The following is a 25,782-nucleotide window of genomic DNA, read 5'->3' on the forward strand; positions in this document are numbered from 1 at the left end:
GGGGCCGAAGGCTCCCCACCCGTCTTTCCCACGACGGGATCTTCCTTCGTAGGGGCCCCAAAGAAACCACTCCACCCCATCGAGCAACCCCACACCCAGCCGCCCCGAGACCCCGCTCATCCCATCGAGCAACCAGCCCCCCAATCGAGCGAACCCCGCTAACGCGAACACCCAACACAAACGACCCACTTACCAAGTGAAACATCACTGGGAAGTGATCAACATGCCCAAGCGAACAGCGACCGCAGCACTGATCATCCTGACCACCGCGCTATCCGGCTGCCACGGCAACGATTCCCCAGCAGTCCCCGACACACCCAGCACAAACACGCCAGCCGACCCCACCACAACCCGAACCAAAACGTCAGCAGGCACCAAACCCACCACGACAACACCCCCAGAACCCGACGACATCCCAGGCGTAAGCACGGTCATCGAGCCAACAGAGATCCCCGGAGTGCCCCCGTCACCCACGGTCGCGGAAACAACCACTCCGCCAATCACGACATGACCGAGCCCGACGGCGCGAGCGCGGCCCGCACCGTATGGGAAACCGCCAGCCTGATCGTCGCGCCGACCACGGCCATCACCGCCGTGCTGCTCTACTTCGGCTGGAACCGCCAGAACGCCCTCTACGGCTATTTCGGCCTCGACCAGGCAGCGCTACGGCTTTCCGTCCAGGACTACCTGCTCCGCAGCGTAGGCGTGATCTTCAAACCCGCCGCGATCGTCCTGGGCTGCCTCATCCTGCTAACCCTCACGAACCGGCTCGCCAAACGATTCACCGAAAGCACCCTGCTCATCCGGGGCCAGCGACTCCGCGTGCCACTCGCGATTCAAGTGATCACCACGCTGGCCCTGCTGCTCTGGGCGGTAGTCGCGCTCTCCGGGCACGCGGAACCGCTGGTAGGGGCGTTCGCGCTCGCCGCGAGCGCCGTCGTCGGAGCCCCGCTGCTCCACGGCCAACGCCTAGGGCGAGTGATCGTCGCCGCCATCGTCGGATTCGCTGTTTTCTGGGCCACCGCCGTCTACGCGGGCCGCAGCGGAACAGCCCTTGCCGAGTACATCAACCGCTATCCCTCGACCCGCCCCGCGCTCACCGTCCACAGCGCGACCCGGTTGGCCTTCACCGACACCCAGGTCACCGAAACCCGACTCACCGACGACCAGGGAAAACCCCACTACCGATACACCGGTCTACGCCTGCTGTCCTACGCCAACAACCGCTGGGTAGTGATCGTCGGCCGCGAACCCGGCCGCGCGCGGCTCACCCTTACCCTGCTCCACGACACCGACACCCTCCGCGTCGACATCCTCAACGACTAGCGAACGACAGCGGCAACCGACTAGCGCCGCTTCTGCGGCCGCCAGACAACCAGCGCGGTCTCCTGCCGAACCGGCACCAACTCATGCCGGTAGGACTTGTGGATAGCAGCCGCCGCCTGCTCAGCCGCCGCGTAAGCCGACGCCAGCTCCTCGGTCAACTCCGCGACCCGGGTCCGCAGCGCGTCGACCTCGTTCTCCAGTTCGATGATGCGCTTGATGCCCGCCAGGTTGACCCCGGCCTCCTGCGAGAGCCGCTGCACCTCGCGCAGCAGGGCGATGTCGCGCATGGAGTAGCGGCGCCCGCCGCCGGGGGTTCGGCCGGGGGAGACCAGGCCGAGCCGGTCGTAGCTGCGCAGCGTCTGGGCGTGCAGGCCGGAGAGCTGGGCGGCCACGGAGATCACGAAGACCGGGGTGTCCTCGTCGGCTCCCGGCGGGAAGGGGTTCATGACGACTGCCTCGCCTTCTGCACCAGAGCGGTCAGTTCCGGCCTCGGGTCGTGCTCGGCGATCTCCGCGTACGACTTGAGGGCCGACTTAGCCTCCTCCGACAGTGTGCCCGGAACCGCCACCTGGAGGGTGACCAGCAGGTGGCCGACCTGGCCGTCGCGTTTGGCCACGCCCTTGCCGCGCACGCGCAGGACCCGGCCGGACGCGGTGCCCGGGGGGACCTGGAGGCTGACGACGCCGTCGAGGGTGGGGACGGTCAGGGTGGTGCCCAGGGCGAGTTCGGTGAAGGTGACCGGCACTTTCAGCGTCAGGTCGTTGCCGCTGCGGCCGAACACCGGGTGCGGGGTGACGTGCACGCGGACGTACAGGTCGCCCGCGCTCGCGCCCTGCCTGCCGGGTTCGCCCTGGCCCGCGAGGCGGATGCGCTGGTCGTCCTCGACGCCCGCGGGGATGCGGACGGTGAGGGTGCGGGTTTTGGTGTTGACGCCTTCGCCGCCGCAGTCGGGGCAGGGGTCGTCGATGATGCGGCCGGTGCCCCGGCAGTCGCGGCACGGCTCGCTGAAGGCGAACGCGCCCTGGCTGCGGCTCACCAGTCCGACGCCGCCGCAGGTGGCGCACGTCTTGGGGGCGCTGCCCGGTCGGGCACCCGAGCCGCGGCAGGTGTCGCAGGTGGCCGGGCTGGACAGCCGCAGGGGCACGGTCGCGCCCTTGACCGCCTCCACGAAGTCGATGCGGACTTCGGTTTCGACGTCCGCGCCGCGCCGGGGGCGGGGGGTGGCGCCCGCGCCGCCGCCGCGGGCGCGGTTGAACAGGTTGCCGAACAGGTCGCCGAGACCGCCGCCCTGGTTGAAGCCGCCGCCGCCCGCCTGGCCGCCGAACATGTCGCCGAAGTCGAAGCCGCCGTTGCCGCCGCCGAAGCCGCCGGGGCGGAAGCCGCCGGAGCCGAACATGGCGCGGGCCTCGTCGTACTGCTTGCGCTTGTCCGGGTCGCCGATCACCCCGTACGCCTCGGACACCGATTTGAACCGGGCCTCGGCGGTCGCGTCGCCCGGGTTGGCGTCCGGGTGCAGCTCACGGGCGAGCTTGCGGTACGCCTTCTTGATCTCCGCGTCCGAGGCGTCGGAGGAGACGCCCAGCTCGCGATAGAAGTCCTTGTCGATCCAGTCCCTGGCACTCACCGGACGTCCCCTCCTCTCGCCTTATTCCTGGTCTTGCGCCGCGGCTGGCGGCGGCCCGGCCTCGGCGTCGGTGACCGCGACGAGCGCGGCCCGCACGACGCGGTCGCCGAACCGGTAGCCCCGGCGCAGCACGCCGGTGACCGTCGGCCCGGCCACCTCGGTGGAGGTGTTGTGCTGCACGGCCTCGTGCACCGACGGGTCGAACGGCTCGCCCTCGTGGCCGAACGGTTCGAGGCCCGTCTTCTGCAGCGTCGCGGTCAGCTTCTCGGCGACGGCCTTGAACGCGCCGGTGAGGTCGCCGTGCGCCTCGGCGCGCTCCAGGTCGTCGAGCACCGAGAGCAGGTCCGTCACGATCTGCGCCTTCGCCGCGGTGGCGACGACCTCGCGGTCGCGGTCGACCCGCTTGCGGTAGTTGGCGTACTCGGCCTGCAGGCGCTGCAGGTCGGCGGTGCGCTCGTCAAGCTGGGCTTGGACGGCGGCCGAGGTGTCGACCACCGGCTCCCCGTCCTGCTCGTCGGCCGCGTGCCTGCCCGCGGGCTCGGCCGGGGCGGCCTGCGCGGCCGCCCCGTTCTCGCCCGGCCGGACTTCCCCGGTCTCCGGGTCGATCCGCCGCCGATCGCGCACCACGACCTGAGGCTCCTCGCCGGAGTTCTCGCCGTTGTGCTGATCAGTCACTCTGCCACCTCGCTGACACTCGTCGGTCGGAAGCTCGAACTGGCCCGGCTCAACGCTTGGCGTCCTTGTCCTCGTCCACGATCTCGGCATCCACCACATCGTCGGCGCCGTCGGCCTTGGCCTCCGACGACGCGGAGCCCGCGCCGTCGCCCGACGCGGCGGCGCCGGTGTCGGCGTAGAGGGCGGCGCCCATGGTCTGCGACTCGGTGGCCAGCTTCTCCATCGCGGCCTTGATGGCCGAGATGTCGGTGCCCTTGAGCGCCTCGTTCGCCTCGGCGATCGCGGAGTTGACCTTCTCCTTGGCCTCGGCCGGGATCTTCTCGTCGTTGTCCTTGACGAACTTCTCCGTCTGGTAGACGAGGGTCTCGGCCTGGTTGCGGACCTCGGCCTCTTCGCGCCGCTTCTTGTCCTCCTCGGCGTGCGCCTCGGCGTCGCGGACCATCCGGTCGATGTCCTCCTTGGGCAGCGCGGAGCCGCCGGTGATGGTCATCGACTGCTCCTTGCCGGTGCCCAGGTCCTTCGCGTTGACGTGCACGATGCCGTTCGCGTCGATGTCGAAGGTGACCTCGATCTGCGGCACGCCCCGGGGGGCGGGCGGCAGGCCGGTGAGGTCGAACGTGCCGAGCTTCTTGTTGTCGGCGGCGAAGTCGCGCTCACCCTGGAACACCTGGATGCCCACGGTGGTCTGGTTGTCGTCGGCGGTGGAGAAGATCTCCGAGCGCTTGGTCGGGATGGTGGTGTTGCGCTCGATGAGCTTGGTGAACACCCCGCCCTTGGTCTCGATGCCCAGCGACAGCGGGGTCACGTCGAGCAGCAGGACGTCCTTGACCTCGCCCTTGAGCACACCGGCCTGCAGGGCGGCGCCGACCGCGACGACCTCGTCGGGGTTGACGCCCTTGTTGGCCTCGCGGCCGCCGGTCAGCTCCTTGACCAGCTCGGCGACGGCGGGCATCCGGGTGGAGCCGCCGACGAGCACCACGTGGTCGATCTCGCCCACGGAGATGCCCGCGTCCTTGACCACGTTGTTGAACGGGGTGCGGGTGCGGTCGAGCAGGTCGGCGGTGATCCGCTGGAACTCCGCGCGGGAGAGGTTCTCGTCGAGGAACAGCGGGTTCTTGTCCGCGTCGACGGTGATGTAGGGCAGGTTGATGTTGGCGCTGTTCGAGCTGGACAGCTCGATCTTCGCCTTCTCGGCCGCCTCACGGATGCGCTGCAGCGCCATCTTGTCCTTGGTGAGGTCGATGCCGTTGGACGCCTTGAACTTCTCGACCAGCCAGTCGACGATGCGCTGGTCCCAGTCGTCGCCGCCGAGGTGGTTGTCACCGCTGGTCGCGCGGACCTCAACGACGCCGTCGCCGATCTCCAGCAGGGAGACGTCGAAGGTGCCGCCGCCGAGGTCGAAGACCAGGATGGTCTGCTCCTTGGCACCCTTGTCCAGGCCGTAGGCCAGCGCCGCCGCGGTCGGCTCGTTCACGATCCGCAGCACGTTGAGGCCCGCGATCTGCCCAGCCTCCTTGGTGGCCTGCCGCTGCGCGTCCTCGAAGTACGCCGGGACGGTGATCACCGCGTCGGTGATCGTCTCGCCCAGGTACGCCTCGGCGTCGCGCTTGAGCTTCATCAGCACGCGGGCGCTGATCTCCTGCGCGGTGTAGCCCTTGCCGTCGATCTCGGTCTTCCAGTCGGTGCCGATGTGCCGCTTGACCGACCGGACCGTGCGATCCACGTTCGTGACAGCCTGGTTCTTCGCGGGCTGCCCGACCAGCACTTCGCCGTTCTTGGCGAACGCCACGATGGACGGGGTCGTCCGCGAGCCCTCCGAGTTGGCGATAACCGTCGGTTCACCGCCTTCGAGGACGGCGACGACGGAGTTGGTCGTCCCCAGGTCGATGCCGACCGCTCGCGCCATTTCTTCCTCCTGCTGTTGCTGTGCTGTCGTTGGTCGTGCGCCTGACTGAGTTGAGCGTACCGGACTCAGTTTCCAGACTTGAGCCGTCCCCGCTCAACCTTCCTGCACCCTCAACGCGCGTCCCGCGGCGAGTGTTCCCGAGGGCCGTCCGCTCAACCGAAGGCGACCGTGACGTCGCCGCTGTCGGCGGTCACGTCGATGCGATGGGCCGCGGCGGGGTCGTGGCCGACGGTGTTGGCGACCTCGCCGCTGTCCGCGGTCGCGGTCACCTGGTAGCCCCCGCGCGGGACGCTGACCTCGACCGAGCCGCTGCCCGCGCGGGCCCGGACGTCGCCCGCCTCGGCCAGCCGGACGGCGATGTCGCCGGATGAGGTGGCCACGTCGACCTTGCCGCGCGCGCCCTGCGCCTCGACGCGGCCGGACTCCACCTGGGCGGTGAGGTCGCCGCGGACGTCGCGGGCAAGCACGTCGCCGGAGTCGGCGTCGATCGTGACGCGCTCGCCGATGTCGGTCAGGTCGACCGTCCCGGAGTTCGCGACCAGGTTGACCGTCCCCGACACCCGGCGCGCCCGCACGTCCCCGGACGACGAGCGCAGGTTCACCGAGGACGCCCCCTCGATGTCGACCGAGCCGGAGTCGACGTCGCCGGACACCGTCACCCCTTCGGGCACGACGACGTCGTAGTCGACCCAGCAGTCGCGGATCGGGCAGCCTTCCAGGACCAGCACGTCCCCCTCGACGCGGTGCGTCGCGCCGGGCTTGGCGCCCGCGTGCGACACCTGCCGGTGCACCGTCGTCGTGTTCCCCGCCCGCAGCCGCACCGCGCCACTGGCGCTGGCGAGCCGCACGCCGCGCACGGTCTGCCCGATCACCGCGTCGTCGGAGTACCCGTGGACGGCGGTCCCGCAGGCCCCCACCGTCGCGGCGATGGCCACCGCCCCCGCGACTGCCATTCCCAGCACGACTCTCCGCTGTGTCCTCGCGGCCATTGCACACCCCTCGTCGGCGAACCTGCTACGGCCCCGACGCTATGGCCGCCCCGCCCCGCGGCGGATCAGGGACGCCCCGGACCCGGCCCCTGAGGCGCCCCTGACCGGCGCGCCCAAGATCGCTATTTCACTATCCCGAAAAGATCAAAAAGAACGGCCATCCTCAACCGGGTTAATTAAGCACCTTGTGAACCCTCAAGTTCTTGTTTGAGGGTAGCTAACTACTTAAAGTCCGCAGCGGGGTCCGCACCATTGATCAACATTTCGAGACGCGCGAACCAGGAGTTCCACCCGTGAGATTCACAAAGTCTTTCCTTGCGATTCCAGCGCTTCTCACCATCGCGGCCGGACTGGTGACACCCACCTCCGCCGCGACCGCTGCCACCACCTCCTACCAGCGAGGACCCAACCCAACCGAGCAGAGCGTGCGGGCCGCCGACGGGCCGTTCAACTATTCCCAGTTCGCCATTCCCGACGCGGAAGCGACCGGTTTCGGCAAAGGCACGATCTACTACCCCAACAACACCAGCGTGGGCACTTTCGGTGGCGTGGTCATCTCTCCGGGATTCCAGGCCGACCAGAACTCGATCGTCTGGCTCGGCAAGCGACTCGCCTCGCACGGGTTCATCGCGGTCACCATCACCACGAATGAACTCAACGACCAGCCGTTCGAGCGCGGCAAGCAGATCGTCGCCGCGCTGGACTACCTCACCGGCCAGTCGCCCGCCTACGTCCGGTCCCGGCTCGACCCGCAGCGGCTGGCCGCGGTCGGCCACTCGATGGGCGGCGGCGGCACGCTCTTCGCCGCCGCGCAGCGGCCCAGCCTGAAGGCGATCGTGCCGCTGGCGCCGTGGGCGATGGACAAGACCTGGTCGGAAATCCAGGTGCCCACCATGATCCTCAGCGGCGCCCAGGACCAGAGCGCCCCGCCCGCGGAGCACGCCGAGAAGTTCTACGCGAGCATCACCCGGCCCGAGAAGGCCTACGCCAAGCTCGACGTCAACCACGTGCGGTTCACCTGGGAGCACCAGGTGATCGGCAAGCTCACCGTCTCCTGGCTCAAGCGGTTCGTGGACCAGGACACCCGCTACACCCAGTTCCTGTGCCCGACCGCGACCGGTGACGTGCTGGTCGACTACCGCGCCACCTGCCCGCTGGGCTGACCTTCAGCGCAACGGCTCCAACAGACGGGCGACCACCGGCAGCAGCTCAGCCGCTGTCGGTGGTTCGTCATCGATGAGCCCCTGCATGAGCAGCCCGTCGACCCCGGCGAGGAACGCCCGGACCCGGACCTCGTCGGGCTGGCGGGCCAGGCTGGTCAGCACGTCGAGCCACAGCCGCGCGGCGGGGCGCAGGGTGGGGCGGCGCGCGGCGAGCAGGCACAGCTCGTACTCGGCCATGGTCCGGCCGCGGCGGGGGCCGAGCGCCTCGGCGAGCATCTCGGCGACCGCGCCAGCGGGGCTGCTGCCCTTGATGCGGCTCGACTCGATCTGGTCGCGCACCTCGACGGCCATGCTCTCGGCGGAGAGCAGCAGGGTGGCCACCAGCAGGTCGTCCAGCCCGGGGAAGTGGTAGGTGATCGACGCGGGCGGCACGTCGGCCTCCTTGGCGACCGTCCGGTGGGTGACTCCGGCGACGCCGTCGCGCTCGATCACCCGCAGGGTGGCCTCGATGATCGCGGCGCGCCGCCGGTCGCCGCGGGCCTTGCGGCCGTCGACCCGGCGGTAGCCGCGGGTCACCGGGGGACCGGCGCGCCCGCGTGGGCGATCGGGGGCAGGATGGGTGCGCACATGTCGGCCAAACTACCTGAACTATCGTCCAGATAGTTTCGGAGACGTGCGCCACACCTGCGACCCCGGACTTCTCAGACTGGTTACTCACGAGTAAGAAGGCGTAAGGTTCCGCCCCAAACCGAACTGAACGGAAGGTCACCACGACATGGGTGCCGTGCAGCTAACCCTGGGCCTGATCGCGGTCGCGGTCAGCCTCGTGGCCTGGAGCATGTTTATTCGCACGATCGTGCGGATGGTCTCGATCGTGCGTCTCGGGCAGCCCGACGCCACCCGCAACGGCCCGTTCATCCCGCGGCTCAAGACGCTGATCACCGAGTTCGCCGCGCACACCAGGATGAACAAGTTCCGGCACGTCGGCTTCTGGCACTGGCTGGTGATGTGGGGCTTCCTCATCGGCTCCGCCGCGCTGTTCGAGGCCTACGGCGAGGTGTTCGTCCCCACCTGGGGCTGGCCGATCCTCGACCACATCAACCTGTGGCACCTGCTGATGGAGCTGCTGGGCCTGGGCACCATCGCGGGCGGCGTGGCCCTGGCGATCATCCGCCAGCGCAACCACCCGCGCCGCGCCGACCGGCAGTCGCGCTTCCAGGGCTCCAACTTCTGGCAGGCGTACTTCGTCGAGGCCGTGGTGATCTTCGAGGGCATCGGCATCCTCGGCGTCCGGGCCAGCAAGGCCGCCCTCGGCGCGCACGAGCTTCCGCTGTGGGCCGCGTTCGTCAGCAACCCGCTCGGCGAGATCCTGCCCGCCAGCGAGAACCTGGTCTCCGGCCTGGCGTTCGTCAAGCTCATGGGCGCGATGGTGTGGGTCTACGTCGTGGCCAAGTACATGACCATGGGCGTGGCCTGGCACCGGTTCAGCGCGTTCTTCAACATCTACTTCAAGCGCGAGGCCGACGGCGGGGTGGCGCTGGGCGCGCTCAAGCCGATGATGTCCGGCGGCAAGGTGCTCGACCTGGAGGAAGCCGACCCGGAGGTCGACGCGTTCGGCGCGGGCAAGGTCGAGGACTTCTCCTGGAAGGGCTGGCTCGACTTCACCACCTGCACCGAGTGCGGCCGGTGCCAGTCGCAGTGCCCGGCGTGGAACACCGGCAAGCCGCTGTCGCCGAAGCTGGTCATCACCCAGCTCCGCGACCACGCGTACGCCAAGGCTCCGTACCTGCTCGCGGGCGGCAAGAAGGACATGGCGGGCGAAGAGATCGGCCTGACCGGCGACAACCCGCACGCGGGCATCGACGTGCTGGCCCTCGCCGAGGCTGAGCGGCCGCTCATCGGCGGCGTGGACGAGCTCGGCGTCATCGACCCCGAGGTCCTGTGGTCCTGCACCACCTGCGGCGCCTGCGTCGAGCAGTGCCCGGTGGACATCGAGCACGTCGACCACATTGTCGACATGCGCCGCTACCAGGTGCTCATCGAGTCGAACTTCCCGTCCGAGCTGGGCGGCATGTTCAAGAACCTGGAGAACAAGGGCAACCCGTGGGGCCAGAACGCCAAGGACCGGCTCGCCTGGACCGAGGAGCTGGACTTCGAGGTCCCGGTGTTCGACGGCGAGCTGGCCGCTGACACCGAGTACCTGTTCTGGGTCGGCTGCGCGGGCGCGTTCGAGGACCGCGCGAAGAAGACCACCCGCGCGGTGGCCGAGCTGCTGCACACCGCCGAGGTCAAGTACGTCGTGCTCGGCTCGGAGGAGACCTGCACCGGCGACCCGGCGCGGCGCGCGGGCAACGAGTTCCTGTTCCAGATGCTGGCGCAGCAGAACGTCGAGGTCATCAACTCGGTGTTCGAGGGCCGCGAGGCCGGTAAGCGCAAGGTCGTCGTGACCTGCGCGCACTGCTTCAACACGCTGGCCAACGAGTACCCGCAGCTGGGCGGCAAGTACGAGGTCGTGCACCACACGCAGCTGCTGAACAAGCTGGTCCGCGAGCGGCGCCTGGTGCCGGTGGCCCCGGTCGCCGAGGACATCACCTACCACGACCCGTGCTACCTGGGCCGCCACAACAAGGTCTACGACGCGCCGCGTGAGCTGGTCGGCGCGTCCGGGGCGACGCTGCGGGAGATGCCGCGGCACGCCGACCGCGCGATGTGCTGCGGCGCCGGTGGCGCCCGGATGTGGATGGAAGAGCGCATCGGCAAGCGGATCAACGTCGAGCGGGTGGACGAGGCGCTGGGGACCGCGCCGTCGAAGATCGCGACCGGCTGCCCGTTCTGCCGCGTGATGCTCACCGACGGCCTCACCGCCCGGCAGTCGGACGGCATCGCGGGCGAGAACGTCGAGGTCGTGGACGTCGCGCAGCTTCTGCTGACGGCGGTGCGGCGGGGCAAGGAGCCGCAGGACACCCCGACCGACGAGGTCGGCACCGGCACTCCGCTGCCCGACGAGGACAAGGCGCCGACCGCGGGCAACTGACGCTCGGCCTGCTCGAAGGGGCTCGACCCACTGGGGTCGGGCCCCTTCGGCGTTTCAGGATGCGGGAAGGTTGTTCCGCCATCCAAGAATCGTTAGCTATGTTAACGATATGTCGAGACGTCGTTGGGTGATCTTGGCCGTGGCCGTCGCCGCCCAAGCGGCCACCAGCGCCCTGGTCTACGGGCTGCCCTTCGTCATACCGGCTCTGCGCGCGGCGGAAAACCTGACACTCGCCGAGGCGGGCACGCTGTCCGTCATCCCCATCCTCGGCCTCTTGCTCGCCCTGATCGCGTGGGGCGCGGCGGCGGACCGCTTCGGCGAGCGCGTCGTCATGGCCATCGGCATGGCGGGCTCCGGGGCGGCGACCCTGGCCGCCGCTGTGGTGCCGGGGATCGTGCCGTTGGGCGCGCTGCTGGTGGTCGCCGGGGCGTTCGCGGCGGCGATCAGCGCGGCCAGCGGCCGGGCGGTGCTCGGCTGGTTCGACGTGCGAGAACGCGGGCTCGCCATGGGCATCCGGCAAACCTGCCAGCCGATCGGCGTCGGCATCGCCGCGCTTACCCTGCCCCCGGCGGCGCAGGCGTGGGGCTACCGCTCGGCGCTGCTGATTCCCGCCGCGTTATGCCTGGCCATGGCCGTGCTGGTCGCCGTCGCCCTGCTCGACCCGCCCCGGAAACCGCGCGCCGAACTGCGGGCCTCCCGCTCGCCGTACCGGTTCCCACGGCTGTGGCGGGTGCACCTGGCCAGCGCCCTGCTGGTCGGCCCACAGTTCGTCGCGGGCACGTTCGCCCTGACCTACCTGGTCACCGAGCAGGGCTGGCCCGCGGTGACCGCGGGCGCGGCGCTGGCCGTGGTCCAGGTCGCCGGGGCCGCTGGCCGCGTCGGCGCGGGCGTCTGGTCCGACCGGGTGGCCAGCCGGATGCGCCCGATGCGAACCATCGCGGTGGCCGCGGCCCTGGCGATGCTGGTCTGGGCCGTCGGCGATGCGGTGGCGCCCTGGCTGGCCGCGGTGGGCCTGATCGCCGCGATGATCATCTCGGTCACCGACAACGGCCTCGCCTTCACCGCCACCGCCGAACTCGCGGGCCCGGCGTGGGCGGGCCGGGCCCTGGGAGTCCAGAGCACCGGTCAGAACGGCATGGGCCTAGCCGTCGCCCCGGCGTTCGCCACCGTCGTCACCGCCATCGGCTGGCCCTGGGCGCTGGCAGTGGCCGCCGCCCTCCCGGCGGCGGCCGTCCTGCTCACTCCCGTGCGCGGTGAAACCCTGGAACCCCTCTAGAACACGAAGCCCAGGCGCAGGAACACCGACTCGCCGGGGGCGTCGTCCAGGCCGTCGTTGTCGACGACGCCGACGAGGCGGGCGAACGGCCCCTTGCCGACGACCGCGAGACCCTCGGGCTTGTCGTGGACGGCGCCGCCGCCCGCGCGCAGCGCCGGGATCAGGTCGCGCACCGGCCGCTTGGCCAGCACCGGCTTCGGCTGGCCCTCGGCGGCGGGCGTGACGCGGCTGATGTCGACCCGGTAGACCTTCTTGAGAGTCGCCGCGTCACCGCGCTGGTTGTCGCGTTCCAGGACAAGCAGGGTGTGGCCGTCAAGAGCGGTCAGCTCCGACAGTCCTACCCAGGCGCCGGTAGGAGCGGTGTCGAGCGGGTAAGCGACGAACGCCCACTCGCCGGTGGCCGGGGTGAAGCGGGCGAGAGTCGCCTGGCCGGGGACGTCGGCCTTCCACTCACGCTGCACCGCGACCCACACGTGCTCGCCGACGACGGCGACGCCCTCGAACCCGTTGCCGGTCGCGGTGGCGGCGACCCCCGCGGGCAGCGGGACCTCGCGCACGACCGCGCCCCCGGCGTCGACCTCGACCAGCAGGTTCACGGTCTTCTTCGCGTCGCCCTCCGCGGCCAGCCAGTACCCGCCGCCGGGACGGGCGGTGATGCCCTCGCCGTCGTAGCCCACCGGCTTGCCGTCCTTGGTGACGGTCAACTCGCGCTCCACGCGCGCGGGCAGCGCCGCCGTGTCGATGGTGAGGACGCGGGTCGGGGTGTACGCGGAGTCGGTGACGGCGACAACGCGGCTGGCGTCGCCCGGGATGGCGGACAGGCCGGACAGCGCGCCGAAGCCGATGCCGTCGGACACGATCGACGGCGCGGCCTGGTTGGCCTGAAGCGCGATCCCGTTGGGCACACCGGTCAGCCGGTAAGAGGTGAGGGACGACCGCACACCGTCCTCGGCGGAGTCCTCTTCGGACGAGACGACCAGCGTGCCGGTCGCCGGAATCGGCAGCACGCCCTCCGGGCCGACCCCGGTCGGCAGCCCCTGCACCAGCTTCGGCGCGCGCGGGTCGTCAACCTGGTAGACGGCGACGAGGTTGGCGCGTTCCAGGCTGACGAACGCGTACCGGTGGCCGCCGTAGGTCGCCACGGCCAGCCCCTCCGGCTCGACGCCCTTCTTGCCCGCGCGCTTCTCCGGGTACTGCCCCTGCCGGATCGCCAGGTCCTCCAGCTCAGTGCCGGAGGAGAACGCGACCGCGCCGGTCAGCGCGTCGAAGACCGTCCACGTGCGGGTGCCGCCGAGGTAGTCGCCCTCGTCGGCGGTGGCGAGGTGGCCGTCGCCGAGCCAGGCGATCGAGTCGGGCTCGCGGGCCGCGGTGACCGTGCCGGTCGGGGCGATGCGCCCGTCGGTCTTGGTGTCCACCCCGGACACGGTGGCGCTGCCCGCGGGAAAGTGCCGCACGACCGCGCCGGTGGGCAAGTCGACGATGGCGATGTGATTGTTCTCCTGGAGGGTCACCGCGACCTGGCCGCGGTCGTTGACGCTGACGTACTCCGGCTCCGGGTCCTCGGGGGCGACCTGGGCGAGCCCGGTCAGCTCCGTCCGTCGGACCGCCCACGCGGTCGGCGCGCCCACGAGGTCCACAATCGCCAGGAAACCGGCGGGCGCCTGCGGGATCGCGCCGCCGTTGACGTCCTCGTCGCGCTCGTTCTCGATGGCGATCGCCGCGTGGCGGCCGTCCGGGGACAGGTCGACGGAGTCGGGCTGCCCGCCGAGGTCGTGCCGGGCGACGACGGCCCGCTCGGCGATGTCGACCACGACGAGTTCCCCAGCGGGCGCGGCGAACGACGGCGAGGTGTTGACCGCGACCAGGGCGAGGCCGCCGCGGATGTCGACCGAGGTCGGCTCACCCGGCATGGCCAGCACCCCGGCGGGCGCCAGCTCCCCACGCCCGTTCACCTGGGCGAACCCGATCCGCTCACCGGGGGAGTCGGTGTAGACGACGGTGCGCCCGTCCGGTGTCGCCGCGGCGATCTCGGCGGCGGTGTGCTGGTCGGCCGAGGTGTTGTGGAACACCGACAGGGTGTCGACCCGCTGGAACCGGTCCCCGCCGCGCGCGTACGCCGACGTGGGTAAGGACACCAGGGAAACCACGAGTCCACCGGCGACCACGCTCACCAGGACTCGACGGGGCAGAACCGGCACAGGGCCTCCAAGCTCGAAGTGGGCCCCGGTTTGTAACCCAGTCGAGCGAAGCCCACCTGAACTCTCAGCGACGCGTGGTGTCGACCCGGTGGAAGTTCAGGTAGGCGCGGGACGGCGTCGGCCCCCGCTGCCCCTGGTAGCGGGACCCGGCTTCCTTCGAGCCGTAGGGGAACTCGGCCGAGGAACTGAGCCGGAACAGGCACAGCTGCCCAATCTTCATCCCCGGCCACAGCGTGATCGGCAGGTTCGCCACGTTCGACAGCTCCAGGGTGATGTGCCCGGTGAACCCCGGGTCGATGAACCCGGCTGTCGAGTGCGTCAACAACCCCAACCGCCCCAGCGACGACTTCCCCTCCAGCCGCCCAGCCAGATCATCCGGCAACGTCACCGACTCGAACGTCGACCCCAGCACGAACTCCCCCGGGTGCAGCACGAACGGCTCATCCCCATCCGCCTCCACCAGCGACGTCAGGTCGTCCTGCTGCTGCCGAGGATCGATATGCGTGTACCGAGTGTTGTTGAACACCCGGAAGAACCGGTCCAACCGCACATCCAGACTCGACGGCTGCACCATCAACGGCTCGAACGGCTCCACCCCCAGCCGCCCCGAGTCCAGTTCTTTCCGCAGGTCACGATCGCTCAGCAGCACAGCCCCACCATAGCCGCGCCCCCACCCGGTGACGCCCTCGGCCGGTCCGTGTAAGCTATGACCGTTCTGGCGTGATCATGCGGATGTAGTTCAATGGTAGAACATCAGCTTCCCAAGCTGAATACGCGGGTTCGATTCCCGTCATCCGCTCGGAACGCGAAATGGGTTGTCACCGGCAGCGGTGGCAACCCATTTTCTTTTTCCCTGGAATCAGCTCAACGCGTGGCGCAGCAGGGAACGGACGGTGTCGGTTTGGCGAGCTGAGGCGGCGCCGGGGAGTTGGCTGAGGGCGTTGAGGCGGGAGAAGACTCGGTGGCGGGCGGCGGCGGCGGCCTTGTGCCAACCGCGGGTGCGGAGTTCGGATTCCATGTCGATGAAGTAGGCGCGTTCCTGGGCGAAGCGTTCGCCGCTGCGGGCGACGGTGCTGGAGTGGCTTTGCTTGTGCCTGCGGTAGCGGAAGGCAACCTCGGTGCCGAGGACCAGGGTGCCGCCGCGCAGGAGGATGTCCACGACCATGGCCAGGTCGTGGACGGCGTCGCTCTCGGGGCGCTCGACCAAGTCTTGGGCGAGGTCGCGGCGGTAGGTGAGGGCGGGGGTGTAGAGCCAGTTGCCGCGTAGGAGGCTGGCCACCGCCGTCTCGCCGGAGAGGATGCCGTCGGGGGTGGTGGGCCTGGCCCAGCTTTTCACCCGGTCCGGCAGGGGGAGGTGGGGGACGTCGCGTTCGTCGATGACCTCGACGGCCGGTTGGAGGAGGGCGGCGTCGGGGCGGCGGGCGATGAGGGCGGCGATCTGCTTGCCGTAGGTGGGCAGCATGAGGTCGTCCGCATCCAGAACCGTGAAGTACTCGCGGGTGGCTTCGCGGATGGTGCGGTGCTTGTTGCCCGCGACGCCGAGGTTCTTCTCGTTGCGCAGGTAGCGGATGCGGTCGTCGCCGATGGCCTCGATGCGGCGCTGGACGGCCTCGCCGCCGGGGTAGCAGTCCTCGACGATCGTCATGCGCCAGTCGGTGTCCTCCAGGGCGCGGACGCTGTCGACGGCCCGGTACAGGTATTCGGGGTCGCCGTGGTAGGGCGTGAGGACGTCCAGCGAAATCATCGGCAGCTTGCTCCTTGTGCGCCCGCAGTGAACAGCCGCGATTGTGCCACGCTAATAAACGTCCTTGTCCACCAGGTACAGGTGCTCGGTGACATGGATATTGCGGGTGCGCAGGTTTCGGCTTCCCCGATAGGCGTTGTACTGGGTGGTGAACTCGGTGACGGCGCCGACCGGGCGGAGGATTTCGTGGATTTCCGCTGGTGTGATGAAGCCTTCGTCGTTGAACGACAGCAGCAGGTGCCGGGCGGGGAGCCGGGTGACCAGGTCGGCCAGCAGGGCGGGGGCGGCGCGGCGGATGTTGTACGGGGAGCGCCGCCAGTCGGCGGGGATGCCGGAGACCGGGCTGATTCGCTCTGGCTCACGGTAGGTGGTGAGCAGGTTGAGCATGAAGTAGTTGGAGCCGTACGGGTGCTGGTTGTACGGCGGGTCGATATAGGCCAGGTCGATCTCGCCGACGGATTCGGGGAGCGTGTTGGCGTGTTGTTGGCGTACTTGCCGGGCGCAGTCGAAATTGCTGAGCACCGGCGGTCGTAAGCGAATCTCGCCCTTGATTCTGGACAGCGCCTCGTTGGTCCGGCCGCCGAAGTGGCCGACCCCGGTCTCCCGGTTCTTGTAGAAGCCTTTGAACACGCCCGCGGTGTTCGCGTGGATCGAGGCCGCCGACAGCAGCGGCCCGAGCAGCAGCGCGCGGACGGCCGGGTCGACCTGCTGGATCAGGGACGCGTACCCGTCGAGCCGGGCGGCGTTGGCCGCGGTGTAGAAGACGCGCTCGCCGGGCTGGATGTCGTTGTCGTCGCGGGGGGAGTAGAGCCTGCGGATGAATCCCTCCACCGGGGACTGGTCGACTTTGCGGTTCAGGTCGTCCACAAGAGCGGCCAGTTCGACGTGGTTTACCTCGCTCGCGTTAGTCAGGTAGCACTCGCTTACCGCGCGGGCGTAGTCCTCGATGTCGTTGGCGATGATCTCCGACGCGTGCTGTTTGAGGACCCGGGAGACGACGCCGGTCCCGGAGAAGGCGTCGAGGACCCGCAGGCCGCGGCCCATCCGGTCCCGGAGGCCGCGCACGACCGCGTCGATCGGGCCGAGCAGGTTGCGCTTGTTGCCGAGGTAGGTGACCAGTTGCGACCGCAGGTAGTCGGGGTTCTCCTCGGCCACCGGCATGGCTTTCAGTTCACACGGGCGCGGATCTGGTCGACCAGGGCGGGCAGGCCGAACTCGCGGACCGCGGTCAGGACCTCGTTGGCCAGCGTGCGGAACGGCTTCCCGGCTTCGACGTTCCACCAGAGGTCGCCGATCGGGGTTCCGCCGCCGACGCGGATCAGGTTGCCGATGCGCTCCTGCCAGCCGGTGCCCGGGTGGCCCGCCGCGCGCAGGTAGGGCCGGATGCGTAACTGGGCGGACCACTCGTCGGTGGCGGTGACGCTCAGCACGAGGGTGAACCGGGTCGACTCCGGCGCGCCCCGGCTGGACTGGAGGATCGACACCTGCCCGACGTGCGCGTCCTGGGTCAGCCGGTAGCGGCGGCCGCTGCCGGAGAACCCCAGGGCCCGCAGGCCAGGGGCGAGGTCGGTCTCGACCATGAGCCGAAACCACTCGTCCGCATTGCGCACCGCGCCCGCTTCCACGTCGCCCCCCTGTCCGACCGCGTCACGGCCCGGCCGCGCCGTCCGCCCAGCTTTCCCCGCCCGACTTTCCCCACGCTGGGCATCCGACCGGTCACCGCGCGGTCATCTCGACTTTAGCTGCGACCACCGACAGTCCCGAAATATTCCCGCCGCCACCTGCCAGTTCCCGCGACGGGCTGGACATCGCCGCACGACAGAGGACGATGTATGTAACCCGGATCACACATCAGCCCCCGTGTCACCCGCGTGGGGGATTTGGTCCGAAACCCGCAGGAGGACGTCACGAGAGGGGAGCCCGGTCGTCGCAGTACGGGAGACTGGAGGAGCACGATGCCACGCACTATCGACCATCGGGCCACGTTCGGCAGACCGTACGGCCCGACTGTCGCGCTCGTCGACGGGGTGCCGCTATTCCGCGAGGGCCTGTCCGCGTTGATCATGCGAACACCGGGTTTGCGCTGGTTGGGCGCGACCGACACGCCGCAGGGCGCCCTGCAGTTCGCCGAGCGGTACCGGCCGAATGTCGTGCTCATCGATTCCGGGCTCGACCCGCGCAACCACCTCAGCGGAATGCTGGCCACCGGCAACCCGGGCGGGATCGTGCTGGTCCTGGTGCGCGACGCGCATCGGACGACGCAGTACGTGGCCAGCGCGATCGCCTCGGGGGTGCACGGGGTGCTGCCGCGCTCGGTGGAGCCGCCGCAGCTCATCGAGGCGATCCGGGCCGCGCACGACACGCGCCGCTACATCGATCCGTCGTTGGCGCAGATCGTCGCGGCTCCGCGCGGCAAGCTCGTGCGGGTGCCCGACAGCACGCAGCAGCCGCTGTCGCGGCGGGAGTTCCAGGTCTTACAGCTCATCGCCGACGGGCTGGAGAACCAGGCGATCGCGAAGATCCTCTACGTCTCGGTGGAGACCGTGCGCACGCACGTCAAGAGCATCTTGCGCAAGCTCGCCGCCCGGGACCGCACGCACGCGGTCGCGGTGGCGTTCCGGTCCGGTGTGCTGATTCCGTCGTCGGAGCCGCTGGTGCCACCCGTTCGGCCGCAGCCGCGCACCGGCACGTGAGCGGAACCACTCAGACATGTGAGTGATCCCGCGCCGTTTCCTTGCTGAAGTTACCGGTGGGTAATAGACTGCTTGTTACCGGTGAGTAGCAGAACTCTGCTCGCGGGCGGCCTACCCGCATCAGCGTGAGGACACGGAGCAACGAGATGGGTCACTACAAGAGCAACGTCCGCGATCTGGAGTTCAACCTCTTCGAGGTGTTCAAGGTCCAGGATCGCTTGGGCAAGGGCGTCTTGGCGGAGTCGGACGAGGACACCGCGCGCGGCGTGCTCGCCGAGCTGAACAACCTGGCGGTCGGCCCGCTGGCGGAGTCCTTCGCCGACGCGGACCGCAACCCGCCCGTCTACGACCCCAAGACCTTCAGCGCGACCCTGCCCGAGTCGTTCAAGAAGTCCTACAAGGCGCTCTGGGACGGCGAGTGGTGGCGCCTGGGCCTGCCCAACGAGCTGGGCGGCTTCGGCCTCCCGCCGACCGTGCAGTGGGCGGCGGCGGAGCTGATCCTGGGCGCGAACCCGGCGCTGTTCATGTACATGGCTGGCCCCAACTTCGCCATGATCGTGCACAAGAACGGCACGGAAGAGCAGAAGCGCTGGGCGCAGATCATGATCGACCGCGCGTGGGGCGCGACCATGGTGCTGACCGAGCCGGACGCCGGTTCCGACGTCGGCGCCGGGCGCACCAAGGCGGTCAAGCAGGAGGACGGCTCCTGGCACATCGACGGGGTGAAGCGGTTCATCACCTCCGGCGACCAGGACCTGACCGAGAACATCATGCACCTGGTGCTGGCCCGCCCCGAGGGCCACGGCCCGGGCACCAAGGGCCTGAGCCTGTTCCTGGTGCCGAAGTTCCACTTCGACTCCGAGACCGGCGAGCTGGGCGAGCGCAACGGCGCCTTCGTCACCAACGTCGAGCACAAGATGGGCCTGAAGGTCTCCACGACCTGCGAGCTGACCTTCGGCCAGCACGGCACCCCGGCCAAGGGCTGGCTGCTCGGCGAGGTGCACGACGGCATCGCGCAGATGTTCCAGGTCATCGAGTACGCCCGGATGATGGTCGGCACCAAGGCCATCGCCACCCTGTCCACCGGCTACCTCAACGCGCTGGACTACGCCAAGGAGCGCGTCCAGGGCGCCGACCTGCCGAACATGCTCGACAAGGCCGCCCCCCGGGTCACCATCACCCACCACCCGGACGTGCGCCGCAGCCTCATGCTGCAGAAGTGCTACGCCGAGGGCCTGCGCGCGGTCTACCTCTACAACGCGACCTTCCAGGACCAGGTCTGGACCCAGGAGGGCGACGAGGCGGCCACCAAGCTGGCCGAGCGGGTCAACGACCTGCTGCTGCCCATCGTCAAGGGCGTCGGCTCCGAGCGGGCCACCGAGCAGCTGGTGCAGTCGCTGCAGACCTTCGGCGGCTCCGGCTTCCTGCAGGACTACCCGATCGAGCAGTACATCCGCGACGCCAAGATCGACTCGCTGTACGAGGGCACCACCGCGATCCAGTCGCTGGACTTCTTCTTCCGCAAGATCGTCCGGGACAAGGGCCAGGGCCTGGCGTTCCTCGCGGGCGAGATCACCAAGTTCATCGAGGCCGAGGGCGGCAACGGGCGGCTCAAGCAGGAGCGCGCGCTGCTCAAGCAGGCGCTGGAGGACGTCCAGGGCATCCTGGGCGCGCTCATCGGGTACCTGACCTCCTCCCAGGAAGACCCGCGCAACATCTACAAGGTCGGCCAGCACAGCGTCCGGCTGCTGATGGCCGCGGGCGATCTGGTGGTGGGCTGGCTGCTGCAGCGCCAGGCCGAGATCGCCATCGCCCGGCTGGACGAGGGCGTCAGCGCCAAGGACAAGGGCTTCTACGAGGGCAAGGTCGTGGCGGCGGCGTTCTTCGCCAAGAACGTCCTCCCGGAGCTTTCCGCGGCCCGCAAGATCGTTGAGTCGGCGGACAACGACCTGATGGACGCCGACGAGTCGGTGTTCTAAGCCGGTTCCCACAAGCGCGATAACGGCGGCGGTCCCACTTCGGGACCGCCGCCGTTCGCGTCTGTCCGCTCCCTGTCACCCGGGATCGCGCCCCCTAATCGAGTGATGCTATTGCCAAGGAAGTGTCATTGGCGAGCGCGATGAAACATCCGGTGCGAGGCTGGAGACCCGTGGGTCGAATGATCGAAGATCAAGGAGCCGATATGGGCATCGGAGGCATTTTCAGCGCGATCATCGTCGGGGCGATCCTCGGCGTCGTGGGTCGGGCCATCGCGCCTGGCCAACAGAAGATTCCCTGGTGGCTGACGATTATCACCGGCATCATCGCCGCCTTCATCGGCACCTTGCTCGCCAAGCCGTTCGGCTGGGACAAGACCTCCGGAATCGATTTCCTGGAGATAGTGCTCCAAGTGATCGTCGCCGTGATCGCGGTGACCCTTGTCGCGGGGCTCTATGCGAAAGCCAAAGGCGGCCAAACGGCGCGGCATTGAGGCCAGGCGAAGCGATGCGCACGCTGACCAAACCGCGCCGAACCGGCGCGGCGAACACCCGGCCGCCCACCTCGGCCGCCTCCCGGCCCGCCACACGGAAAACGGCAGGCCCGGAAGTCCGGGGCCTGCCGTGTGGTTCCGCGCGCCGTGGTCGTTCGACTCGTGCGTCTTCTACTCGCCGGTCAGCCACCCGGGGGCGGCGCCGGGCAGACGATCTTGGGCTGGGGGTTGTACTTGACCGTGCGGGTGTCGCGGCGGACCTCCCGGCCGGTGGCCGCGTCCCGCAGGATCCGGGTGTCGGAGGTGGTGAAGCCCGGCGAGCCGTTGCTCGGCGAGCACTTGCCCGTGGTGGGCCCCGGCTTCTCGTGCGGCGGGGTCTCGGCGCTGCGGCCGCCGGGCACCGACTCGACGGTGTAGCGCTTCGTGCCCCAGATCCGCACCGTGATCGACTGCGGCGTCCAGATCGTCTGGATGGCCACGCCGGTCGGGGCGTCGTTGGTGAACTTGAGGTCGATGACGCTGCTGCCGTCGTGGTTCTGGAAGACCGTCGCTTCCCGGGCGGGCGGGTAGCGGCTGATGTAGTAGCTGTGCTCCTTGTGCCCGGCGTCCTTGAGGCCCGCGAAGTACGCCGCGTTGTAGAGCGTCGTCGCGAACTGCGAGATGCCGCCGCCGACCTCCCGGCCCGGCGCGCCCTCCTTGATCACGCCCGCCTCGACGTACCCCTGCGCGGCGGTGCGCGGGCCGGTGAACCCGTTCAGGCTGAACGTCTCGTTCGGCTTCACGATGGCGCCGTTGACCTTCTCGGCCACCGTGCGGATGTTGACCCCGGAGTCGGCGGCGAAGCCCTTGGTGCTGAACTCGCCGATGACCTCCTTGATGCCGAGCTGGTTGGCCTGCTCGGTGGTCACCTTCGCGGGCTTCTTGGTGTACTCGACCTTGATCTCGCGGCCCTCGGTCTTCTTCACCACGTCCAACAGGTTCGCGAACGCGGTGTCGTACTTGATGCCCATGCCGTCCTCGGACGGGCTCACGGTCGGCTGGCCGCCCTCGAACACGACCTGCGCGTCCTTGCCCTCCTTCTCGGTGGACGCGAGCTGCGGCTGCACCGCGGCGACGATCTTGCCCACGTCGATCTTGGGGTTGAGCGCTCCGCCGTCCACCGGCTCGAAGCTGAGCGCGCCCGCGATGACCTCGGGCTTGATGGTCGCGTCCTTGCCCTCGCCCTTGACGATCACCGGCGCGGACACGGCGACCTTCGCGACCTGGTCGAACGCGGCCCGGACCCCCTCACTGGTGGTCTTGACCGGCGTCGTGGTGACCGGCAGGTCCAGCGCCTCGCCGCGCACCCACCCGTCCACGATGACCTGCCGCGCCCGCGCCACGTCGAGTTCCTGGCCGGGCACCGGCTCGACGGCGACCGGGGTGGCGCCGTCGAAGGTGATGCCGCCCTCGACCGGCGTGCGGGCCGCCGAGGCCCGCAACCGCTCGACGGCCGCGGTGAGCCCGGCGTCGTCGGTGCCGGTGACCACGCCGACCTCGCGGCTGCTGAACAGCGAGCTGATCCGGGTGAACGGGTTCAGCGGCTGGTCGCCCGCCTGGGCGAGCGTGGCGTCCCAGTCGAGCTTGAGCCCGGCCTTGGTCGGGTCCAGCTTCTCCTCGACCGTGCCCGCCCGCAGCGTCACCGGCTGGGTGAGCCTCGGCTCGATCTGCTCCCGCAGCCGCCGCTCGGCCTCGTCGTGGGCCAGCCCGCCGACCTCGACCCCGGCGACGGTCACCCCGCGCGGCACCTCGCCGCCGCTGAGGACCAGATCGAGGCCGTAGAGCAGGGCGAGAGCGCCGACGACCGCGCCCGCGATGATCGCGGGCTTGCGCAGGCTCCTGCCCTTCTCCGGCTCGTCATCGGGGACCGGCAGGGTCCCGGACGACGGCGCGAACCGCTCGGTCTCGACGTCCCACGAGTTCCCCGAAGGGGGCACCCGAGGCAGCAGATCGGTCTGCTCGGCGTGCGACTCGGGCCATCTGTGCTCACCCGGCCAGTTGGGGTCGTCCGGCACGACTCACCTTTCCCTCACAAGTACAACCCGGTGCCCTGCTCGATGCGCTCACTGGCGATGGCGTGCACGTCCCGCTCGCGCATCACCAGGTAGGTCTGCCCGTGGACCTCGACCTCGTACTGGTCCTCGGGATTGAACAGCACCCGGTCGGCGACCTTCACGGTGCGCACTCCCGCGCCCACTCCGTGCACGTCCCCCCACGCCAGCCGCTTGGCCATCTGGGCGGTCGCCGGAATGACGATCCCGCCGGTGCTGCGCCGTTCCCCCTCTTCCGGGGTGAGCCGCACGAGAACCCGATCGTGCAGCATCTGGATTTCGAGCTTCGGTTCCGGCACTGAGGAATGGTAACCGCCTGCTCGCGCGGCGGATGAGGCCGTGCTGGGTGTCCGATTTCCGTGAGACTCATCGGCGCCCACCGTCAATTCCGAAACCGCATCGACCGTGGTCGCCGCGGTCGACTCCGTTCCATCATGACACGACCGGGGGCCGCGTCACCCGTTTGGCGCGGCGGGCTGGTCGTCCAGTCCGCCCATCACCAACGGGAGCCGCCGGTCGCCGGTCTCGGTGACGCGGACGGGAACGCCCCAGTCCTGCCGGGTGAGGTGGCACGCGGCGTGCTCGCTGCCGTCGTCGTCGCAACTGGCCGCCTGGGCGACGACGTGCAGGACGCCTTCGGGCACGTCGGCGGCGAGGACCAGCGTCCGGGCCAGATCGGCGCCGACGCCCGCGCCATCGACGAGCAGGTGCGGCGGCGACGCGGTGACCTCAAGGCGGGTCGAGGGGCCCCACCGGTCGTCAAGCTTCTGCCCCGGCGGCGGGGCGAACACCACGACCAAGTCGACCGTCCCCGCCGCGACCTCCGCCTGCGGCCTGCGGACCTGGTGGGCGGCCCCCGCGACCAGGTGCGCCGCGGCGACCGGCCGCTCCAGCCGGTGCGCGGCGGAGGCGACGACCACGAGTTCGCCGTCGACCAGCGCGGCCCCGGACGGCTCGGCCAACCCGGTGGCCAGGGTCGTGACCTCCCGCGTCGCCGGGTCATAGCGGCGGATGGCGCCGTTGTAGGTGTCGGCGACCGCGACCGCGCCATCGGCCAGCACTGTCACCCCGAGCGGGTGCTGGAGCAGAGCCTGGTCTGCCGGGCCGTCGCGGTGGCCGAAGTCGAACAGGCCAGCGCCGACCGCGGTGTGGACGGTGAAACCCGCCTGTCCCGGCTCGACCCACCGCAACGCGGACGTCTCGGAGTCGACCAGCCAGAGCCGGTCCCCGGCCGCGGCCAGCCCGGAGGTCTGCGCGAAGAACGCCTCCTCGGCGGGCCCGTCGTGCAGCCCCTCGACCGTGGTGCCCGCGAAGCGCCGGACCGTGTCGGCAAGCGGGTCGAACAATCCGAGCGTGTGGTTGCCCGCCATGGCGATGACGACGCCGCCCGCGCGCTCCCACCAGACGACGTCCCACGGGCTGGTGAGGTCGATGGTGAGCGCCGGGCCGTCGGTCGGGCCGTCGCGCCACTGCGTGCCGGTGCCCGCGACGGTCGTCACGGCGCCCGTGTCGGTGTTGATGCCGCGCAAGAGGTGATTGACCGTGTCGGCGACCACCAGGTGATACCCGACCCGCTTAGCGACGGCCAAGGGCAGGATCGCGATCCCGGACGGCTCGGAGAAGGTCGCCTCGACACCGTCTCGCCTGCCCCGCTCCCCGGTGCCGTACGCCCTGACGACGCTCTCACCGTCGATCTCCACGACCCGGTGATGCGCGGTGTCCGCGACGAGCACCGTGCCGTTGTTGGTCGCCACCGCCTTCGCGGGGAAACGCAACTCGGTCTCCACCGGAACCGGCGGCACATACGGCCCGTCCCCCCGATGCAACGTCCCCTTCGCGTCGTGCTCGGCCACCACCTCGCGAACCACCCGCCGAAGCGCCTCAGCATGCCCCTCCCCAGCGGCGACGTGCACGACGTAGCCCTCGGGATCGATGACGACCAACGTCGGCCACGCCTTGACGGCATACGCCTGCCAGGTGGTCAGATCCGGATCGTCCAGCACCGGATGGTGCACGTCATACCGCTCAACCGCCGCCCGCAGCGCCTCCGCGTCGGCCTCATGCGCGAACTTCGGCGAATGCACCCCCACGGTGACCAGCACATCAGCGAACTCGGCCTCGACGGGACGCAGCTCATCGAGGACGTGCAAGCAGTTGATGCAGCAGAACGTCCAGAAATCCAGAAGCAGGACCTTGCCCCGGAAGTCGCCGAGGTGCAGATCCCTGCCCCCGGTGTTCAGCCAGCCACGACCGACCAGCTCGGCCGCACGCACCCGGCCCCGCATCAGAGAAGTCATGTGGACAGTCAACCGGATTCGGCGCACCGGTGATTCCAGTTGTCCACAGGCTGGCGAAGTTGTCCACAGGGCTCATCAGAGGGTGGCGACGACGACCGCCATGGGGTCACTCTGGGGAGCAGGCGGCTTGCCCGGCAGGTTCGCCCTGAGGTCGAAGACGTTCACGGCGAGCACGAGTTGCTGGTGGAAGGGAAGGGGGTCAGAAGATTACGGCGGTGAAGTCGTCCCCTGAGGCCTGCGGCAAGACCGGCGGCTGGCGACAGAGCCGACGGTGAATCGACGGCCCGGGGCGCGCGG

Annotated in this window: 21 protein-coding genes and 1 tRNA gene; 8 read left to right on the forward strand and 14 right to left on the reverse strand. The window is 69.8% G+C overall.

The genetic code is table 11. The features are described from left to right. The first annotated feature begins 507 nt into the window (after window positions 1-507). Window positions 508-1,326 (forward strand): hypothetical protein, encoded by an 819-nt coding sequence (locus tag ACZ6SD_RS01720; protein ID WP_465314961.1) that lies wholly within the window; start codon window positions 508-510, stop codon window positions 1,324-1,326. 20 nt (window positions 1,327-1,346) lie between these two features. Here the strand turns inward: ACZ6SD_RS01720 and ACZ6SD_RS01725 are convergent, their stop codons facing one another. From ACZ6SD_RS01725 to ACZ6SD_RS01745, 5 genes are all read right to left on the reverse strand, one after another. Then, complete coding sequence (locus ACZ6SD_RS01725) at window positions 1,347-1,772, reverse strand: heat shock protein transcriptional repressor HspR (RefSeq protein ID WP_465314962.1); 426 nt, start codon at window positions 1,770-1,772, stop codon at window positions 1,347-1,349. Then, the gene (dnaJ, locus tag ACZ6SD_RS01730) at window positions 1,769-2,950 is read right to left on the reverse strand and encodes a molecular chaperone DnaJ (RefSeq protein ID WP_465314963.1); all 1,182 of its coding nucleotides are present in this window, start codon (window positions 2,948-2,950) and stop codon (window positions 1,769-1,771) included. The genes ACZ6SD_RS01725 and dnaJ overlap by 4 nt, the downstream gene beginning before the upstream one ends. Before the next feature lie 21 nt (window positions 2,951-2,971). Then, the gene (gene grpE, locus ACZ6SD_RS01735; protein ID WP_465314964.1) at window positions 2,972-3,625 is read right to left on the reverse strand and encodes a nucleotide exchange factor GrpE; all 654 of its coding nucleotides are present in this window, start codon (window positions 3,623-3,625) and stop codon (window positions 2,972-2,974) included. A 49-nt stretch (window positions 3,626-3,674) separates the two neighbouring features. Continuing rightward, on the reverse strand, window positions 3,675-5,531 hold the full coding sequence (gene dnaK, locus ACZ6SD_RS01740; RefSeq protein ID WP_465314965.1) for a molecular chaperone DnaK: 1,857 nt from the start codon (window positions 5,529-5,531) through the stop codon (window positions 3,675-3,677). A gap of 152 nt (window positions 5,532-5,683) precedes the next feature. Further along, the gene (locus ACZ6SD_RS01745) at window positions 5,684-6,484 is read right to left on the reverse strand and encodes a DUF4097 family beta strand repeat-containing protein (protein ID WP_465315237.1); all 801 of its coding nucleotides are present in this window, start codon (window positions 6,482-6,484) and stop codon (window positions 5,684-5,686) included. 389 nt (window positions 6,485-6,873) lie between these two features. Between ACZ6SD_RS01745 and ACZ6SD_RS01750 the strand changes: the two genes are divergently transcribed. Then, window positions 6,874-7,683 carry an alpha/beta hydrolase family protein gene (locus tag ACZ6SD_RS01750; RefSeq protein WP_465314966.1) on the forward strand — a complete coding sequence of 270 codons (810 nt, stop codon included), beginning with the start codon at window positions 6,874-6,876 and terminating at the stop codon, window positions 7,681-7,683. Window positions 7,684-7,686: 3 nt separating this feature from the next. Here the strand turns inward: ACZ6SD_RS01750 and ACZ6SD_RS01755 are convergent, their stop codons facing one another. Further along, the gene (locus ACZ6SD_RS01755) at window positions 7,687-8,259 is read right to left on the reverse strand and encodes a TetR/AcrR family transcriptional regulator (RefSeq protein WP_465314967.1); all 573 of its coding nucleotides are present in this window, start codon (window positions 8,257-8,259) and stop codon (window positions 7,687-7,689) included. 199 nt (window positions 8,260-8,458) lie between these two features. Between ACZ6SD_RS01755 and ACZ6SD_RS01760 the strand changes: the two genes are divergently transcribed. Then, a complete protein-coding gene (locus tag ACZ6SD_RS01760) occupies window positions 8,459-10,717 on the forward strand; it encodes a (Fe-S)-binding protein (RefSeq protein WP_465314968.1) in 2,259 nt (752 codons plus the stop codon). Window positions 10,718-10,826: 109 nt separating this feature from the next. Then, window positions 10,827-11,993 carry an MFS transporter gene (locus tag ACZ6SD_RS01765; protein ID WP_465314969.1) on the forward strand — a complete coding sequence of 389 codons (1,167 nt, stop codon included), beginning with the start codon at window positions 10,827-10,829 and terminating at the stop codon, window positions 11,991-11,993. Here ACZ6SD_RS01765 and ACZ6SD_RS01770 read toward each other — a convergent pair. Together ACZ6SD_RS01770 and dcd are read right to left on the reverse strand one after the other, a co-directional pair. Next, the gene (locus tag ACZ6SD_RS01770; RefSeq protein WP_465314970.1) at window positions 11,990-14,191 is read right to left on the reverse strand and encodes an esterase-like activity of phytase family protein; all 2,202 of its coding nucleotides are present in this window, start codon (window positions 14,189-14,191) and stop codon (window positions 11,990-11,992) included. The genes ACZ6SD_RS01765 and ACZ6SD_RS01770 overlap by 4 nt on opposite strands. A gap of 64 nt (window positions 14,192-14,255) precedes the next feature. Next, on the reverse strand, window positions 14,256-14,840 hold the full coding sequence (gene dcd / locus ACZ6SD_RS01775) for a dCTP deaminase (RefSeq protein WP_465314971.1): 585 nt from the start codon (window positions 14,838-14,840) through the stop codon (window positions 14,256-14,258). A gap of 79 nt (window positions 14,841-14,919) precedes the next feature. Here dcd and ACZ6SD_RS01780 point away from each other — a divergent pair. Next, window positions 14,920-14,990, forward strand: a tRNA-Gly gene (locus tag ACZ6SD_RS01780). Window positions 14,991-15,050: 60 nt separating this feature from the next. Here ACZ6SD_RS01780 and ACZ6SD_RS01785 read toward each other — a convergent pair. From ACZ6SD_RS01785 to ACZ6SD_RS01795, 3 genes are read right to left on the reverse strand one after another with little or no spacing between them, the layout of a single operon-like run. Further along, window positions 15,051-15,935: a glycosyltransferase family 2 protein gene (locus ACZ6SD_RS01785; protein WP_465314972.1), complete on the reverse strand. Its 885-nt coding sequence runs from the start codon at window positions 15,933-15,935 to the stop codon at window positions 15,051-15,053. A gap of 51 nt (window positions 15,936-15,986) precedes the next feature. Further along, window positions 15,987-17,096: a DNA adenine methylase gene (locus ACZ6SD_RS01790; RefSeq protein WP_465314973.1), complete on the reverse strand. Its 1,110-nt coding sequence runs from the start codon at window positions 17,094-17,096 to the stop codon at window positions 15,987-15,989. Window positions 17,097-17,101: 5 nt separating this feature from the next. Beyond that, window positions 17,102-17,560 carry a DUF4304 domain-containing protein gene (locus tag ACZ6SD_RS01795; RefSeq protein WP_465314974.1) on the reverse strand — a complete coding sequence of 153 codons (459 nt, stop codon included), beginning with the start codon at window positions 17,558-17,560 and terminating at the stop codon, window positions 17,102-17,104. Between the two features lie 330 nt (window positions 17,561-17,890). On the opposite strand from ACZ6SD_RS01795, the gene ACZ6SD_RS01800 reads away from it, so the two are divergent. The 3 genes from ACZ6SD_RS01800 (at window position 17,891) to ACZ6SD_RS01810 (ending at window position 21,098) form a co-directional block, all read left to right on the forward strand. Continuing rightward, a complete protein-coding gene (locus ACZ6SD_RS01800) occupies window positions 17,891-18,628 on the forward strand; it encodes a LuxR C-terminal-related transcriptional regulator (RefSeq protein ID WP_465314975.1) in 738 nt (245 codons plus the stop codon). Between the two features lie 146 nt (window positions 18,629-18,774). Continuing rightward, a complete protein-coding gene (locus ACZ6SD_RS01805; protein ID WP_465314976.1) occupies window positions 18,775-20,607 on the forward strand; it encodes an acyl-CoA dehydrogenase in 1,833 nt (610 codons plus the stop codon). Window positions 20,608-20,810: 203 nt separating this feature from the next. After that, the gene (locus ACZ6SD_RS01810) at window positions 20,811-21,098 is read left to right on the forward strand and encodes a GlsB/YeaQ/YmgE family stress response membrane protein (protein ID WP_465314977.1); all 288 of its coding nucleotides are present in this window, start codon (window positions 20,811-20,813) and stop codon (window positions 21,096-21,098) included. A 182-nt stretch (window positions 21,099-21,280) separates the two neighbouring features. Here ACZ6SD_RS01810 and ACZ6SD_RS01815 read toward each other — a convergent pair whose 3' ends face one another. The 3 genes from ACZ6SD_RS01815 to ACZ6SD_RS01825 form a co-directional block, all read right to left on the reverse strand. Further along, entirely contained in the window at window positions 21,281-23,152 is a 1,872-nt protein-coding gene (locus ACZ6SD_RS01815; RefSeq protein ID WP_465314978.1) for a VanW family protein, read from the reverse strand. Between the two features lie 14 nt (window positions 23,153-23,166). Further along, the gene (locus ACZ6SD_RS01820; RefSeq protein WP_465315238.1) at window positions 23,167-23,460 is read right to left on the reverse strand and encodes a GroES family chaperonin; all 294 of its coding nucleotides are present in this window, start codon (window positions 23,458-23,460) and stop codon (window positions 23,167-23,169) included. A gap of 183 nt (window positions 23,461-23,643) precedes the next feature. Beyond that, the gene (locus ACZ6SD_RS01825) at window positions 23,644-25,485 is read right to left on the reverse strand and encodes an NHL domain-containing thioredoxin family protein (protein ID WP_465314979.1); all 1,842 of its coding nucleotides are present in this window, start codon (window positions 25,483-25,485) and stop codon (window positions 23,644-23,646) included. Window positions 25,486-25,782 lie beyond the last annotated feature (297 nt).

It is taken from the genome of Actinokineospora sp. NPDC051303, from assembly GCF_055586285.1.